Origin of the sequence: Paracoccus marinaquae (genome assembly GCF_018860165.1) — a bacterium.
Lineage (GTDB): Bacteria > Pseudomonadota > Alphaproteobacteria > Rhodobacterales > Rhodobacteraceae > Paracoccus > Paracoccus marinaquae.
Genome location: NZ_JAHKNG010000040.1, coordinates 1 through 16,356, shown reverse-complemented (window position 1 = coordinate 16,356; position 16,356 = coordinate 1). Strand labels below are relative to the sequence as shown.

13 protein-coding genes are annotated in these 16,356 nt (G+C 63.3%); 2 read left to right on the top strand and 11 right to left on the bottom strand.

All coding sequences use genetic code 11. The features are described 5' to 3' along the window. Positions 1–2 precede the first annotated feature (2 nt). The 10 genes from KNW02_RS16795 to KNW02_RS16750 all read right to left on the bottom strand — a co-directional run bounded on the left by KNW02_RS16795 (position 3) and on the right by KNW02_RS16750 (position 13,975). Positions 3–770, bottom strand: coding sequence for a (Fe-S)-binding protein (locus tag KNW02_RS16795; protein WP_216034389.1), 768 nt, complete (start codon positions 768–770; stop codon positions 3–5). 7 nt (positions 771–777) lie between these two features. Further along, a complete protein-coding gene (locus KNW02_RS16790; protein ID WP_216034388.1) occupies positions 778–2,550 on the bottom strand; it encodes an L-lactate permease in 1,773 nt (590 codons plus the stop codon). Between the two features lie 85 nt (positions 2,551–2,635). Further along, positions 2,636–4,078: an NAD(P)(+) transhydrogenase (Re/Si-specific) subunit beta gene (locus tag KNW02_RS16785; protein ID WP_216034387.1), complete on the bottom strand. Its 1,443-nt coding sequence runs from the start codon at positions 4,076–4,078 to the stop codon at positions 2,636–2,638. Positions 4,079–4,091: 13 nt separating this feature from the next. Further along, entirely contained in the window at positions 4,092–5,666 is a 1,575-nt protein-coding gene (locus tag KNW02_RS16780) for a Re/Si-specific NAD(P)(+) transhydrogenase subunit alpha (RefSeq protein ID WP_216034386.1), read from the bottom strand. Positions 5,667–5,708: 42 nt separating this feature from the next. Next, on the bottom strand, positions 5,709–6,173 hold the full coding sequence (locus KNW02_RS16775) for a hypothetical protein (RefSeq protein ID WP_216034385.1): 465 nt from the start codon (positions 6,171–6,173) through the stop codon (positions 5,709–5,711). A gap of 71 nt (positions 6,174–6,244) precedes the next feature. After that, positions 6,245–7,987 carry a dihydrolipoyl dehydrogenase gene (gene lpdA / locus KNW02_RS16770; RefSeq protein ID WP_216034384.1) on the bottom strand — a complete coding sequence of 581 codons (1,743 nt, stop codon included), beginning with the start codon at positions 7,985–7,987 and terminating at the stop codon, positions 6,245–6,247. A gap of 14 nt (positions 7,988–8,001) precedes the next feature. Then, positions 8,002–9,279, bottom strand: a complete 1,278-nt coding sequence (gene aceF, locus KNW02_RS16765; RefSeq protein ID WP_252734027.1) for a dihydrolipoyllysine-residue acetyltransferase — start codon at positions 9,277–9,279, stop codon at positions 8,002–8,004. A 22-nt stretch (positions 9,280–9,301) separates the two neighbouring features. Further along, entirely contained in the window at positions 9,302–11,956 is a 2,655-nt protein-coding gene (aceE, locus tag KNW02_RS16760; RefSeq protein ID WP_216034382.1) for a pyruvate dehydrogenase (acetyl-transferring), homodimeric type, read from the bottom strand. 12 nt (positions 11,957–11,968) lie between these two features. Then, a complete protein-coding gene (locus KNW02_RS16755; protein ID WP_216034381.1) occupies positions 11,969–12,694 on the bottom strand; it encodes a beta-ketoacyl-ACP reductase in 726 nt (241 codons plus the stop codon). A 108-nt stretch (positions 12,695–12,802) separates the two neighbouring features. Continuing rightward, positions 12,803–13,975 carry an acetyl-CoA C-acetyltransferase gene (locus KNW02_RS16750; protein WP_216034380.1) on the bottom strand — a complete coding sequence of 391 codons (1,173 nt, stop codon included), beginning with the start codon at positions 13,973–13,975 and terminating at the stop codon, positions 12,803–12,805. Between the two features lie 547 nt (positions 13,976–14,522). On the opposite strand from KNW02_RS16750, the gene KNW02_RS16745 reads away from it, so the two are divergent. Next, entirely contained in the window at positions 14,523–15,296 is a 774-nt protein-coding gene (locus KNW02_RS16745) for a FadR/GntR family transcriptional regulator (protein ID WP_216034379.1), read from the top strand. Between the two features lie 116 nt (positions 15,297–15,412). Then, entirely contained in the window at positions 15,413–15,745 is a 333-nt protein-coding gene (locus KNW02_RS16740) for a hypothetical protein (RefSeq protein ID WP_216034378.1), read from the top strand. On the opposite strand, the gene KNW02_RS21220 is transcribed toward KNW02_RS16740, so the two are convergent. Continuing rightward, entirely contained in the window at positions 15,735–16,220 is a 486-nt protein-coding gene (locus KNW02_RS21220; protein WP_431356770.1) for a recombinase family protein, read from the bottom strand. The two genes, KNW02_RS16740 and KNW02_RS21220, sit on opposite strands and share 11 nt — an antisense overlap. Positions 16,221–16,356: the final 136 nt, after the last annotated feature.

The following is a 16,356-nucleotide window of genomic DNA, read 5'->3' as shown; positions in this document are numbered from 1 at the left end:
GATCACGCCTCCTCGCCGATGGCCGGGCCGTCGGCGAGACCGGCCAGAACCTCGACGGTGTGGAAACAGCGGGTCCGCGCCCCCCGCCTGTGCAGCTTGCCCGCCATGTTCATCAGGCAGCCCAGATCGCCGCCCAGCAGCAGGTCGGCCCCGCTGCGCTCGACCGCCTCGGCCTTTTCGGTGACGATGGCGTTCGAGATCGGGGCGTATTTCACGCAGAACGTCCCGCCGAAGCCGCAGCAGACGTCATTGCCTTCCAGGCCGTGCATCTGAAGCCCCTCGATCTCGGCCAGCATCGCGCGCGGCTGCGCTGCCACGCCCAGATCGCGCAGCCCCGAACAGCTGTCGTGATAGGTCGCCGAGGCATCCAGCCGGCGCCCCTGCGGACGATAGCCCATCACGTCCACCAGAAAACTGGTGATTTCATGCGTTCTGGCGGCAAAGGCGCGGGCGCGGGCGGCCCAGTCCGGGTCGTCCGCCAGCAATTCGGGATAGCCATGCACCATCGTCGCCGCGCAAGAGCCAGAGGGCAGCACGACATGATCGAGCCCCTCGAAGGCGGCGATGGTCTGGCGGGCCAGATGCGCCGCATCGGCATCATCGCCACTGTTTAAGGCCGGCTGACCGCAACAGGTCTGCGCCGCCGGCACCTCGACGATGCAACCGGCTTCCTCCAGCAACTGGATGGCGGCAAAGCCGATCTGCGGACGGATGGCGTCGACAAGGCAGGTGACGAACAGACCCACCCTCGGATGTGGCTTTGCGGACATGGCGACCTCAGTTGTTGGCGGGGACGGTGGGCGCCCGGCCGCGATTGCGCGACATGGTGAACAGCACGATCACGGGCCAGATCAGTGCCGCAAGCCACCACGGATTAAGGCCGCCCGCGAGGAAGGCGAGGCCGATGAACCCGCCCTGGACGATGTAGTAGAACATCGGAATCAGGGTCATGCGGATGATCTCGCCCTCGCGGTCCACAAGGCCCACGGTGGCCGAGGCCGCCACGACATTGTGCACGCAGATCATGTTGCCCGCCGCCCCGCCGATCGCCTGAAGTGCCACAACGAAGCCTGCACCGGTCGCGCCCAGGCCGATCTGTTCGGCCGTCGAGAACTGGAACAGCGAGAACATCATGTTGCTGATCGTGTTCGACCCGGCCACGAAGGCACCCATTGAGCCAATCAGTGGCGCGAACATCGGCCATGCGCCTCCGACGACCGACGATACACCTTCGGCCAGCACGATCGGCATCGACGCCATCGTGGCGGACGCCGAGTTGATGAACACCTGCACCATCGGCACCGCCAGAAGCAGCGCCGGGGCGGCTGCGATCATGGTCGAGCCTGAGGAGCGCACAGCCTTGCCGAAATCGCCGACCCTCATCCTGTGGAACACCAGCGTGAACAGCGAGGCCAGGATCAGCACGGTGCCCGGCAGGTACAGCCATTGCACCCGCGCATTGATGCCCGACCCGAACAGGTCGTTGAAGGCCATCGTGCGCCCGGGCGCGGTCAGCCAGGCCTTGAGTTCGGGGATGGTGCGCGTCGCAACCAGCAGCAGTACCACGACGATGTAGGGTGTCCATGCCTTCAGCAGCGACATGACATGATGTCCAGCGCGGTGATCTTCGAGGTCGTCCAGCTTGCCGATCCATTTGCCATCCCACTGCTCGCGCGGCGGAAAGTCAAAGATGTCCTTCGGCATCAAGAAGCCGGCTCTGGCTGCGGGAACGACGATCAGCAATCCGATGATACCACCCACCAGGGACGGGAATTCGGGTCCGAGAAGGCTCGCGATGATCCAGTAGGGAACCGTGAAGGCCAACCCGGCGAACAGCGCGAACTTCCAGATCCTGAAGCCGTCGACAAAGCTGCGCCGGGCCCCGAAGAACCGCGTCATCATCCCGACCATGATCAGCGGGATGAGAAACCCTATCAGGCCATGCAGCGTGGCTACCTTGACGGCGATCTCGACCAGATAGTCGCCGAACGCCATCGGCGCGATGGTCTGCTCGACCAGGGCCTGCCCCGAAAGGCCGGTATTGACCCCCACGAGGATCGGCGTGCCGACCGCTCCGAAGGATACGGGGGTGCTCTGGATGATTAGTGACACCAGGACCGCCGCCATTGCAGGAAAGCCGATCGCCACCAGCAGCGGCGCCGCGATCGCCGCCGGCGTGCCGAAGCCCGATGCCCCCTCGATCAGCGATCCGAACAGCCAGGCGATGATGATGGCCTGCACCCGGCGGTCAGGCGAAATGCGCGTGAACCCCGCCCGGATCGACCGGATTCCACCGCTTTCCTCCAGTGTGTAGAGCAACAGGATGGCCCCGAAGATGATGTAGAGCAGGCTGACAGCGGTCACGGCGCCGTTTACCGTGGCGCCCAGCACCTTGTTGAAGTCAGTTCCCCAGACCAGCAGCGCGGTCGCGGCCGTGACCAGATAGGCGACGCCCATCGACAGCTTGGCAGACCGTGCCAGAACCACCAGCAGCAGAAAGACCGTGGCAATTGGAAGCAGGGCCAGAATGAATGTCAGAATACCAGGCATCTTTCCTCCTCACATGCGGGGGACCGTTTTGGACCGACTCGGTTCGGCAAAAGCGGATTATCCCCTCTTTTTTGCACTGCGATACCTATTCGATAATCGGCAGCAGCTTGTTGATGCTGTCCTTGGCGTCGCCATAGAACATGCGGGTGTTGTCCTTGAAGAATAGTGGATTCTCGATGCCGGAATAGCCGGTGCCCTGCCCGCGCTTGCTGACGAAGACCTGCTTGGCCTTCCAGACCTCCAGCACCGGCATGCCGGCGATGGGGCTGTTCGGGTCGTCCTGGGCCGCAGGATTCACGATGTCGTTGCTGCCGATGATGATCACCACATCGGTCGAGGGGAAATCATCGTTGATCTCGTCCATTTCCAGAACGATGTCATAGGGCACCTTGGCTTCGGCCAGCAGCACGTTCATGTGCCCCGGCAGACGGCCGGCGACGGGGTGAATGGCAAAGCGCACCTCCTTGCCGGCCGCGCGCAGCTTGCGAGTCAGCTCGCTGACCGCGCCCTGCGCCTGCGCCACGGCCATGCCATAGCCCGGCACGATCACCACGCTGTCGGCATCGTTCAGCGCCGCTGCCACACCGTCGGCGTCGATGGCAACCTGCTCGCCCTCGATAGCGGCCGCGGGGCCGGCCTCGCCACCAAAGCCGCCCAGGATGACGCTGACGAAATGGCGGTTCATCGCCTTGCACATGATGTAGCTGAGGATCGCACCCGAACTGCCGACCAGCGCGCCGGTCACGATCAGCAAGTCGTTGCCAAGCGTGAAGCCGATCGCCGCCGCCGCCCAGCCCGAATAGCTGTTCAGCATCGACACGACCACCGGCATGTCGGCGCCGCCGATGCCCATGATCAGGTGATAGCCGATGAAGAAGGCGGCCAGCGCGATGATGATCAGCCACAGGATCGCCGGACCCGTGCCCATGCAGTACAGGACGCCCAGCAGGATCGAGATACCCAGGGCCGTCGCGTTCAGCATGTGCCCGCCCGGCAGTTTCTTCGGCTTGCCGTCGACGCGGCCCGACAGCTTGCCGAAGGCCACCACCGAGCCGGTGAAGGTGACGCCGCCGATGAAGATGCCGAGGAACACCTCGATCTTCAGCATCGCGATCTCGGCCGGAGTCTTGTAGGCCAGCACGGCAGCAAAGCCCTGGAAGTCCTGCGCGACGCCGGCGGCCTTCAGACGCAGCACGCGGGCCAGTTCGATCTGCGCGTTGAAGCCCACGAACACGGCCGCAAGACCGACAAGGCTGTGCATCGCCGCGACCAGCTGTGGCATTTCGGTCATCTGCACGCGCTTGGCGACGACCCAGCCCACCGAACCGCCGATGGCGATCATGATGACGGACAGCAGCCAGTTGCCCGCGCCCGGCCCGAACAGAGTCGCCAGCACCGCCAGGGCCATGCCGACAATGCCGTACCAGATGGCCCGTTTGGCGCTTTCCTGACCCGACAGGCCGCCCAGGGCGAGGATGAACAGCACGGCGGCGACCACATAGGCGGCCGTGGTGAATCCGTATTCCATATGCCCCTACTCCTTACGACTTCTGGAACATGGCGAGCATCCGCCGGGTGACGAGGAAGCCCCCGAAGATGTTCACGCCTGCCATCAGCACCGCCAGCGCCCCCAGCAGCACCACCCACCACGAGCCCGAACCGATCTGCATCAAGGCGCCCAGGATGATGATCGACGAGATCGCGTTCGTGATCGCCATCAGCGGCGTATGCAGCGAATGGGCGACGTTCCAGATCACCCGGAAGCCGACAAAACAGGCCAGCACGAACACGATGAAATGCGCCATGAAGCTGGCCGGCGCAACCAGACCCACCAGCAGCAGCAGTAGGCCCGAGCCGACCAGCAGCGTGACCTGGCTCTTGGTCTCGGCCTTGAAGGCCGCGACCTCGGCGGCCCGGCGCTGCTCGGGCGTCAGTTCCTTCTTCTTCTCTTTCGGCTTCTGCGCCGCGATGGCCGCGATCTTGGGCGGCGGCGGCGGCCAGGTGACATCGTGGTCGCGGGTCACGGTGGCACCGCGGATCACGTCGTCCTCCATGTTGTGGGTGATCACGCCGTCCTTCTTCGGCGTCAGGTCGAACATGAAGTGGCGGATATTGTTGCCGTACAGCTCGGACGCCTGGGCACCCATCCGCGAGGGGAAATCGGTATAGCCGACGATGACCACGCCATTGTCGGTGACGATCCGCTGGTCGGGCACGGTCAGGTCGCAATTGCCGCCCTTTTCGGCAGCCAGATCGACGATGACGCTGCCCGGCTTCATCATGGCCACCATGTCGGCGGTCCACAGTTTCGGCGCATCCCGGCCTGGGATCAGCGCGGTGGTGATCACCACATCCATCTGCGGCGCCAGCTCGCGGAACTTCTCCAGCTGCTTTTCACGGAATTCCGGGCTGGACGGGGCCGCATAGCCGCCTGTCGCCGCGCCGTCCTGGGCCTGTTCCTCGAAATCAAGGAACACGAACTCGGCGCCCATCGATTCGATCTGCTCGGCCACCTCGGGGCGAACGTCAAAGGCATAGACCTGCGCGCCGAGGCTGACCGAGGTGCCGATCGCGGCAAGACCCGCGACGCCGGCGCCGACCACCAGCACCTTGGCCGGCGGCACCTTGCCCGCCGCCGTCACCTGGCCGGTGAAGAAGCGGCCGAAATTATTCGCCGCCTCGATGACTGCGCGATAGCCGGCGATGTTGGCCATCGAGGACAGCGCATCCATCTTCTGCGCGCGGCTGATCCGCGGCACCATGTCCATGGCGATGGCGGTGATGCCCTGCGACTTGGCGGCCTCGAGAAGGCCGGGGTTCTGCGCCGGATAGAAGAACGAGATCAGCGTCTGCCCCTCGCGCATCTGCCGGATCTCGGCCTCATCCGGTTGACGCACCTTGGCGACGACATCGACCGCCGCGATCAGATCGGCGGCACTTGCCTCGACCGTCACGCCGGCTTTGCGGTAATCCTCATCCGCAAAGCCGGCCCGCGCCCCGGCGCCGGCCTCGACAAACACCTCATGTCCCAGCTTCTGAAGATGTCCCGCGGAGGACGGTGTGATCGCCACCCGCGCCTCGCCCTCGAAACTCTCCTTCAAAGCGCCAATCTTCATGGCCGTCTCCTCCGTTCGGTATCGGGCATTGTCACAGACTGATCAGGTCTTGCGTTCATTCGTGACGACGGCGGCCATATCCACAGACAGCTTCTTAAATGCGTCCTCGGCGGCGGCTTGGGTCGCCTCAGAGTATTGCTGCATGAGCGCCACGGCCTTCTCTGCGGCGGCGGCATAGAGCGCGAGGCTATTCCCTGTCGCGTCGGACAAGCCCGACGTCTTGGTCTTTTCGAGACTTGCCCAAGTCTCACGAATGACATCATCAAAAAGCTTTGCGTGGCGCTCGAGTTGGTTGCGATAAAGGTTCATCGCTTGTTCGTTGGCCCGCGCCATCGCCTGAAGGCGGTCCTGATGGACCTTCATGATGGCTGCCGGATCAATACTTTCGAAGCCCTGGCTCTTGAACCATTCTCCGAAACGATCGCTGTTGAAGAAGGGGAAGAGCGTTTTCGGATCGATCGCCTTGAATGCCTGTGAAAAATCGGTGGTTGGGTTCTTGTCGGTCATCGGATGTCCTTGCATTTGACTACGTGAAGTAGATCGCTAGCCGTCACGTGATGGAAACTGGTTTCGACCATTCAGGACCGTTTCTTGGGTGGTATCAGATCGGTGATCGTGCCCTCGAACATCTCGGCGGCGAAGTTCACCGTTTCGCTTAGCGTCGGGTGCGGGTGGATCGTGTGGCCCAGATCGACCGCGTCGGCACCCATCTCGATGGCCAGCGCGACCTCGGCGATCAGGTCGCCGGCATTGGGGCCGACGATGGCGGCGCCGATGACGCGGTCATCCGCCTCGTCGAAGATGACCTTGGTGATGCCCTCGGACCGTCCCAGCGACAGCGATCGCCCCGAGGCCGCCCATGGAAAGACCCCCTTGCCAATCTTGCGCCCTTCGGCCTTGGCGGTGGTCTCGGTGACACCCACCCATGCCACTTCGGGATCGGTATAGGCGACCGAAGGGATCACACGCGCATCGAAATGACGGTTGTGGCCCGATGCCGCCTCGGCCGCCACCTTGCCCTCGTGCACCGCCTTGTGAGCCAGCATCGGCTGACCGACGACATCGCCGATCGCGAAGATATGCGGCACATTGGTCCGCTGCTGGCTGTCCACGGCGATGAAGCCGCGATCATCCACCGCGACGCCCGCACCATCGGCGTTGATCAGCTTGCCGTTCGGGCGGCGACCGACTGCCACCAGGATCTTGTCGAAGCTGTCGGTCGTGCTGGCGCCGGATGCATCCTCGAAGGTGACCTTCAACCCGTCGGCCTCGGCCGCGACCGCCGTGACCTTGGTCTTGAGAAGGATCTTCTCATAGCGGCCTTCGATCCGCTTGTGCAGCGGCTTGACGATATCCTTGTCGGCGCCGGGGATGATCTGGTCCATCAGTTCCACGACCGTGATCGCGGACCCCAGCGCATCATAAACGCAGGCCATTTCCAGACCGATGATTCCGCCGCCCAGAACCAGCAGGCGTTTCGGGATACCGTCCAGCTCCAGCGCGCCGGTCGAGTCGATCACCCGCGGGTCGTCATGGGGGATAAACGGCAGCTGCACGGGTTCCGAGCCCGCCGCGATGACGCATTGGTCAAAGCTGACCGTGGTCTTCTTGCCGTCATCATCGACCTCGATCATGTTCGGGCCGGTAAACCTGCCATAGCCCGACACCACCTGAACCTTGCGGCCCTTGGCCAGACCGTTGAGACCGCCGGTCAGTTGCTTGACCACCGAATCCTTCCAGCCGCGCAGCCTGTCGAGATCGACCGACGGCTCGCTGAACGTGATGCCGTGGCCGGCCATTTCCTCGGTCTCGGTGATCACCTTGGCGGCGTGCAGCAATGCCTTGGACGGGATGCAGCCGACGTTCAGGCAGACCCCGCCAAGCGTCGGGTTCTTCTCGATCAGAACGACTTTCTTGCCCAGATCGGCCGCCCTGAAGGCAGCCGTGTATCCACCGGGGCCAGAGCCGAGGACGACGATCTCGCCGTGGACGTCGCCTGGACCCTTGGCAGTTCCGGTCGCGACGACCGGGGCCGCGGCAGGGGCGGCTGCGGCGGGCGCAGCGGCGGGCTTGCCGCCAGCGGCCTCGGCACCCGCTGCCTCCAGCGTCAGGATCAGCGCGCCCTGCGAGACGCGATCACCCTCCTTGAGGGCGATCGAGACGACCTTGCCGGCGGCGGGCGAGGGAACCTCCATCGTTGCCTTGTCGGATTCCAGTTCGATGAGGGGGTCTTCCTTCGACACCTCGTCGCCCACCGCCACGAGGACGGTGATGACGGGCACGTCGGAAAAATCGCCGATGTCGGGGACAGTGACTTCCATGTTCAACCCCTTCCTCAGAGCATGATCCGGCGCACGTCGCCGAGCAGATGTTTCAGTGTCGCGGCAAAGCGGGCGGCCAGCGCGCCGTCGATCGCCCGATGGTCATAGCTGAGCGACATGGGCAGCATGTTGCGCGGCACAAAGGCCTCGCCATTCCAGACCGGCGCCATCCTGGACCGGGTCAGGCCCAGAATCGCGACCTCGGGGGCATTGACGATCGGGGTGAAGGCGGTGCCGCCGATCCCGCCCAGCGACGAGATGGTGAAGGTCGCGCCCTGCATGTCGGCCGATTTCAGTTCTCCGGCGCGGGCCTTCGCGCTGAGATCGCCCAGCTCCTTCGAGATGTCGATGATGCCCTTGCGATCGGCATCCTTGATGACCGGCACCACCAGCCCGTTCGGCGTGTCCGCCGCAAAGCCGATGTTGTAGTAGGACTTGCGGATCAGCTTGTCGCCGTCGGGATGGATCGACGAGTTGAATTCCCAGTGCTTCTTCAGCGCCGAGACGCTGGCCTTGACCACGAAGGCCAGCAGGGTGACGCGATACCCCTCCTTCTTGGCCTCGTCGTCCAGTTCCTTGCGATACCTGTCGATCTCGGTGATGTCGGCCTCTTCCTGATGGGTGACATGCGGCACGTTCAGCCAGGACCGATGCAGCGCGGGCCCCGAGATCTTCTTGATGCGGGCCATCTCGACATTCTCGACCGGTCCGAATTTCGAGAAGTCGATCACGGGGATCGGCGGGATCCCCATGCCACCCTGCGCGGCGCCGCCGGTGGCTGCCGAGGGCGCGCTGGCGGCCTTGAGCAGCGCGATCACGTCGTCGCGCAGGATGCGGCCCTTGCGCCCGGTGCCGTTGACCTTGCCGATGTCGATGCCGACCTGCCGCGCGAAGGCCCGGACCGAGGGCGAGGCATGGGCCTTGCCGAAGCCCGAATCCGTCACCGCACTGGGTTGCCCCCCGGCAGGCGGGGCGGCTGCGGCGGGGGCGGCGGACGCCGCCCGTTCGGGCGCGGCGGCCGGCGCGGCGGCCGGGGCCGGCGCTGCGGTCCCGGCATCCTCGCCTTCGACCGTCAGGATCAGCACGCCTTCCGAGACCTTGTCGCCTTCCTTGACCCGGATCGAGGCGACCTTGCCCGCCACCGGGCTGGGCACCTCCATCGTGGCCTTATCGGATTCAAGCTCGATCAGCGGGTCTTCCTTGGCGACGCTGTCGCCGACCTTCACCAGAACCGAGACCACCGGAACATCCGAGAAATCGCCAATGTCCGGCACGTTAACGTCGATTGCCATTTTCCTGTCTCCTCGTCCCGGTTCAGACCAGCCGGGGGTTCGGCTTGTTGCCGTTGATCTCGTATCTGCCAAGCGCATCGCGCAGCGTCGCCTCGTCGATCTCGCCCTCGCGGAACAGGTCGACCATGGCGGCGGCGGCGATGTGGTTCGCATCCACCTCGAAGAAGCGCCGCAGGTTCACCCGGCTGTCCGAGCGGCCGAAGCCGTCGGTGCCCAGCACCGTGAAGCGTCCGGGCACGAAGGCGCGGATCTGCTCGGCATAGTTCTTCATGTAGTCGGTGACCGCCAGAACCGGGCCGGTCGCCTTCGACAGTGCGCGCGTGACATAGGGCACCCGCTGTTCGGCCAGCGGGTTCAGCCGGTTCCAGCGCAGCACGTCCTGGCCCTCGCGCGCCAGCTCGTTCAGGCTGGTCGCGGACCAGATGTCGGCGGTGACGCCGTAATCCGCCGCCAGCATGTCCGCCGCCGTGATCGCCTGCATCAGGATGGTGCCCGACCCCATCAGGTTGACATGCGCCTTGCCGGGCCTCTTCACCTCGCGGAAACGGTAAAGGCCGCGGATGATGCCCTCCTCGACGCCTGCCGGCATGTCGGGATGGGCATAGTTCTCGTTCATCAGGGTCAGGTAGAAATAGACGTCCTCCTGATCCTGATACATCCGCTTCAGCCCGTTCTGGACGATCACCGCGACCTCGTACTGGAAGGTCGGGTCATAGCTGATGCAGTTGGGGATCGTTCCGGCAAGGATGTGGCTGTGTCCGTCCTCGTGCTGCAACCCCTCGCCGTTCAGCGTCGTGCGGCCGGCGGTGCCGCCCAGCATGAAGCCGCGGGCGCGGCTGTCGCCGGCCGCCCAGGCCAGATCGCCGATCCGCTGGAACCCGAACATCGAATAGTAGATGAAGAACGGGATCATCGGCACGCCGTGATTGGAATAGGAGGTCGCCGCGGCGATCCAGTCGGCCATCGCGCCGGCCTCGTTGATGCCTTCCTGCAGCACCTGCCCGTCCACGGACTCGCGATAGTAGGACATCTGCTCGCGATCCTCGGGCGTGTATTTCTGCCCCTCGGGATTGTAGATCCCGACCGAACGGAACAGCCCCTCCATCCCGAAGGTGCGGCTTTCGTCGGGCACGATCGGCACGACATGCTTGCCGATGTTCTTGTCGCGGATCAGCGTGGTCAGGACGCGCACGAAGGCCATCGTGGTCGAGATCTCGCGCTCGCCGCTGCCCACAAGCTGTGCCTTGAAGGCATCCAGGCCCGGAATCTCCAGCCGTGGCGATGCGGCGATGCGCTGCGGGAAATCGCCGCCCAGCGCCTTGCGGCGGTCCTCAAGATAGGCCTTCTGGGCGTTGTTCAGCGTGACGAAGGGCGCCTTGGGCAGATCCTCGTCCGAGACCGGGATCTTGAAGCGGTCGCGGAAGGCGCGCAACTGGTCCTCGGCAAGCTTCTTCTGCTGGTGGGTGGTGTTCTGGCCCTCGCCCGCGGTGCCCATGCCATAGCCCTTGACCGTCTTGATCAGCAGGCAGGTCGGCTGGCCCTTCGTGTCCGAGGCGCGACGGAAGGCGGTATAGACCTTTTCGGGATCATGGCCGCCGCGGCTGAGGCTCCAGATCTGCGCGTCGGTCCAGTCCTCGACCAGCGCGGCGGTTTCGGGATACTTGCCGAAGAAATGCTCGCGGATATAGGCGCCGTCCTTCGACTTGAAGGTCTGGTAGTCGCCGTCGACCGTCTCGTCCATCAGCTGGCGCAGCCGCCCGGTCGTGTCGTTTTCAAGAAGCTGGTCCCAGCCCTTGCCCCACAGAAGCTTGATGACGTTCCAGCCCGCGCCGCGGAAATCGCCCTCGAGCTCCTGCACGATCTTGCCATTGCCGCGCACCGGGCCGTCCAGGCGCTGGAGGTTGCAGTTGACCACGAAGATCAGGTTGTCCAGCCGTTCGCGCACCGCCAGGTCGATGGCGCCGCGGCTTTCGGGCTCGTCCATCTCGCCATCGCCGAGAAAGCACCACACCTTGCGGTCGGCCATGTCGATATGGCCGCGGTTGTGCATGTATTTCATGAACCGCGCCTGGTAGATCGCCATCAGCGGGCCCAGCCCCATGCTGACGGTCGGGAACTGCCAGTAGTCGGGCATCAGCCAAGGGTGCGGATAGGACGACAGCCCGCCGCCCGCGACCTCGGACCGGAAGTTCAGCAGCTGGTCCTCGGTGATCCGGCCCTCCATGAAGGACCGCGCATAGATGCCGGGCACGACATGGCCCTGGAAAAATACCAGATCGCCGCCGTGGATGGCCGAACGGGCGCGCCAGAAATGGTTCAGCCCGACATCGTACATCACCGCCGACGAGGCGAATGAGGCGATGTGGCCGCCATATTCGCTGGATTCCTTGTTGCGCCGCACCACGGTCGCCATGGCGTTCCAGCGGTTGATCGTGCGAATGCGCCATTCCATGTCCAGATCGCCGGGAAACTCGTGCTGATCCTCGGCGAGGATGGTGTTCTGGTAGGGCGTCGTTGCGGAAAAGGGCAGTGTCGCACCGGCCGCGCGGGCCTGCTGGACGGCCTTGTCCAGCAGGAAATGCGCGCGGTTGGGGCCGTCGCGTTCGATCACGTCGGCGACCGCATCCTGCCATTCCTGCGACTCGACCGGATCGATGTCGGGACCAAGCTCTGTCATCATTGGCTTCCTTTAGCTGAAGAACTGCCCGCCATTCGCGCTGATGGTCGAGCCTGTGATGAAGCCCGCATCGTCGGAGGCGAGGAAGACGACGCAGCGGGCGATTTCCTCGGGTTCGCCGAGGCGGCCGACCGGGATCTGCGGGATGATGCGCTCGTTCAGGACCTTCTCGTCGATGGCGCGGACCATCTCGGTGCCGATATAGCCGGGGCAGATCGCGTTGACGGTGATGCCGGCGCGGGCGCCCTCCTGGGCCAGCGCCTTGGTGAAGCCCAGGTCGCCGGCCTTGGCGGCGGAGTAGTTCGCCTGGCCGGCCTGGCCCTTCTGGCCGTTGATCGAGCTGATGTTGATGATCCGCCCGAACTTGCGGTCGCGCATCCCGCCCCAGGCCGGGTGGGTCATGTTGAACAGCCCGGTCAGGTTGGTGTCGATGACCTCCTTCCACTGCTGCGGGGTCATCTTGTGGAACATCGAATCGCGGGTGATGCCGGCATTGTTGACCAGCACGGCGACCGGTCCCAGATCCGCCTCGACCTGGGCGATGCCGGCGGCGCAGGCGTCGTAATCGGCCACCGACCATTTGTAGGTCCTGATCCCGGTCTCGTCGGTGAAGGCCTTCGCGGCCTCGTCATTGCCGGCGTAATTCGCCGCCACCGTATAGCCCGCCTCCTTCAGCGCCTTGGAAATCGCCGCGCCGATCCCGCGCGAGCCCCCCGTCACCAGTGCAACTTTCGACATGGTTCCCCCTTCTCCTGCGTAAATGTCGTTCAAATCCCGCTATCCGACCGGGTGCCGGCGCATCAGCCTTGCGCGCCGGCGGCCGAATCCGGGTGTTCCTGTCGTCGATCAGCGTTCGAGGCACATGGCCACGCCCATGCCGCCGCCGATGCACAGCGTCGCAAGGCCCTTGGCGGCATCGCGGCGCTTCATCTCGAACAGCAGCGTGTTCAGGACCCGGCAGCCCGAGGCGCCGATCGGATGGCCGATGGCAATGGCGCCACCATTGACGTTCACGATGGCGGGGTCCCAGCCCATGTCCTTGTTGACCGCGCAGGCCTGCGCCGCAAAGGCCTCGTTCGCCTCGACGAGATCGAGATCCCCGACCGACCAGCCGGCCTTTTCCAGCGCCTTGCGGCTGGCCGGGATCGGGCCGGTGCCCATGATCGCCGGGTCGAGGCCGGCGGTCGCATACGAGGCGATGCGGGCCAGCGGCGTCAGCCCGCGGCGGGCGGCCTCTTCCTCGGTCATCACCATCACTGCGGCGGCACCGTCATTCAGGCCAGAGGCATTGGCCGCTGTCACCGAGCCGTCCTTGGTGAAGGCCGGGCGCAGCTTCTGCATGGCGTCGAGCGTGGCGCCGTGGCGGATGTATTCGTCCTTGTCCACGACCGTGTCGCCCTTGCGGGTCTTGACCGTGTAGCCCACGATCTCGTCGTCGAAACGGCCTTCCTTCTGCGCCGCCTCGGCCTTGTTCTGCGAGGCGACCGCGAATTCGTCCTGCTGGTCGCGGCTGATCTGCCATTTCTGCGCGACGTTCTCGGCGGTCTGGCCCATGTGGTAGCCGTTGAAGGCGTCCCACAGCCCGTCGCGGATCATCGTGTCGATCATCTGCATGTCGCCCATCTTCTGGCCGGCGCGCAGATAGGCGGCATGGGTGGCCAGCGACATGCTTTCCTGTCCGCCCGCCAGCACGATCGTCGCATCGCCCAGCATCACCTGCTGCGCGGCAAGACCGACGGCGCGCAGACCCGAGCCGCAGACCTGGTTGATCAGCCAGGCCGAGGATTCCTGCGGCAGGCCGGCCTTGATATGCGCCTGGCGGGCCGGGTTCTGGCCTTGCGCGGCGGTCAGCACCTGGCCGAGGATGGTCTCGCTGACCTCTGCCGGGTCGACGCCCGAGCGGGATACCACCTCGCGCAGCACCGCCGCGCCGAGGTCGTGGGCCGGCACGTTCGCGAACGCGCCCATGAAACTGCCGACCGGCGTGCGGGCAGCGGACACAATAACGGCTTTGGTCATGGAGTTTCTTTTCCTCAATGGATGTCAGCGGTTCGGGTTAGTTCCATCTCTGTGCTTCTGGAGTCTTTCGACGCATCATCTCCCGCTCACACAGGGCACCTTGTCTGGAATGGCGGGCGTCCCATCAGAGACCGTGTGTGAAAAGAAAGTGAGCCATGCGATCGAAACCGCGAGGACATATCCACATTACGCCATCGATTTTAGCAGGATCCGGAATATGCTTATGGCAGAATCACCCGCTTGCGTTGTCTGGAGGCGCCGCCTCCCTCAGCGACCCCACATCGCAATACGCTTGAGCGCGCTTGTTGGCGATGGTATATACGGTTTACCAATACGTTAAGTCAATAATAAAATTTACCACTTTGCGGCGCGGCAGATGATGCCAGTAGGGAAGATGAATGTGGGGAATGTTGCAATCCGCCCACGAAATCTCTCCAAGATGCTGTTGTTGAAAGGAGATTTTGATCCCGGCTGATCTTCCCCTATCCTTGGCTCCGGAGCCGGCGTAAATTGAGCGTGGGACTTTCTCCTGGAGGATGCGGCCAACATGATCGCCAAGGATGTGTTCGATCCGATTGACCACGAATCGATCGTCGATGCCTTGGTTAGCAAGGTCGAATCGATGATCGTTGATGGTGTATTGAAGGATGGAGTGCGCTTGCCGTCCGAACGCGAATTGGCTGAAGCATTCGGCGTTTCAAGGCCGAAGGTACGCGAGGCCTTGCACATCCTTGAAGACAGAAATCTAGTAACAGTCAGGCACGGTGATGGTACTTATGTTGCAGAACTGACCGGGCGAGCAATGTCTCCGGCTATGCTATCCCTCTATGCCCGTCATGGAGACGCCCTTTACGATTACCTCGAATACCGTCGCGAACAGGAAGGATTTGCGGCCCGTCTGGCGGCCGAACGTGCCACACAGGCCGACAAGTATCGTCTGGCCGCGATACGGGCCGAACTCGAAAGTTCATGGGAGACCGAAGATCCCGACGCCGCCCGGGAAGCAGATTTCCGGTTACACGTCGCAGTTGTTGACGCCAGCCATAACACAACCCTTATCCACATGATGGCATCGGTATATGACCTCACGCAGAGAGGCATATTCTATAATCGAGAACTTCTCCGAACTTTTGACAATAGCGGACGCAACTTGCTGGATCAGCATCTGGAGATCATTGACGCCATAATTGCTGGTGACATAGAACGTGCAGAAAAAGCCGCCCGCGACCATATCGACTTCGTGGAACAGTCGTTGAGGCTTGGCCAAGAGCTGCAACGACGTGAGCGACGCGCGGCGATGAGAATGAAATCAAACGAATGATCTGAAGCCACTGTGCCACTAATTTGTGACATTTCAGAATTTAGCACTTGGGTGCAGAGGAGCAGTGTTCCGAGCGATTCGTTCGCTCTTTTGTTTTTAGTGGGGGGAAGGGTAATATGTTCCGTATTTGCGATGGCGCGACTGCCGCCGAAGGATATTGCTGTCCGACCGTTGTACTGGTAGGCACATCTTTCCAGTTTTCCGACCGGCTTATTAAACTACTTAAGGTTGATTTTGACGATATTTATTTCGAACGCTCAATGGATAGCAATATTGTCCTGGAGCACGAAACGCAGCCCAGAGTGATAATCGTCCACGAATCATGCGACGATCTGGAAGGTCGGATCAGCCTGTTTCAGCGCAAGTTGCCCAAAACCCAAATCGCCGTGGCCTGCAGCGATACAAGGGGTCTGATGCCGGAGGGGGCAGAATCCTACGCTAAGGCGTAGTTTTGGCCGAATTCCGCTGCAGCGTCCTGTAGACGGTCGGTCTTGAGACGGAGAAGAGCTCAGCGAGATCGCTGATGGAATATTCGCCGGAGGCGTGCATCCGGCTCAGTTCTTTTTGTTGTTTTTCCGAGAGTTTCGGCTGTTTTCCACGGAGTTTGCCCTTGGCACGGGCGATGGACATACCTTCGCGGGTGCGCATGCGAATGAGGTCGGCCTCGAACTCGGCGAAGGTGGCGAGGATGTTGAAGAACATCTTTCCCATCGGGTCAGTCGGATCGTAGACCGATGTGCCGAGGGCAAGCTTGACGCCCTTCTTTTCCAACTGATCCGCGATGGCCCGTGCGTCCGGGACCGAGCGCGCGAGGCGATCGAGCTTCGGCACAACCAGAACGTCGCCGGCGCGCACGGCGGCGAGCGCCTGGTCGAGACCGGGTCGGGCGCGGTTTGCGCCGGTCAGGCCGTGATCGGTGTAGATGCGATCTTCGGTTGTTGATTGCCACTGAGAATTGACCCGGCATTGTCACCGAGATCTGACCCACCCGGTTGTTATGTTCTGCGCGTCATGTTGGCGTCAATGCAGATGTCTCCTTTCGTTTCTTTTTCGCCGTCTC